Below are 259 nucleotides of genomic sequence, written 5' to 3'. Positions count from 1 at the left end.
CTTGTATCTCGTTGCCGCGCTCGCCATTTTGTATGCAACCACCCAGGGTATGGCGGTGCAAATTGCCGGCTTGCGACAGCAGGTTGACCCCCACTGGCGGCGGGGGATTAGCTATCTCAAGATTGGCTTGCGTTGGCTCAACGGCGTTCTTCATAAAGGACGAGAACTGCTGACTCCCATCCCACTCCTGCCCAAAGACCCACAACCCGTTTTTGCATCTAAACGGGCTGAGCATGATTGCTATGACCAGATTTGGTTC

Annotated in this window: 1 protein-coding gene; it reads left to right on the top strand. The window is 54.4% G+C overall.

Annotated elements, in window-relative coordinates:
* Nucleotides 1-259 (top strand): hypothetical protein (locus FLQ44_RS24165; protein WP_439144946.1); only part of this gene is annotated, 259 nt, incomplete at both ends.

This window comes from Vogesella mureinivorans (genome assembly GCF_007644035.1).
GTDB lineage: Bacteria > Pseudomonadota > Gammaproteobacteria > Burkholderiales > Chromobacteriaceae > Vogesella > Vogesella mureinivorans.
Note: the sequence above shows the minus strand (reverse complement) of the source record. Positions and strands in the feature narration are given on the sequence as shown.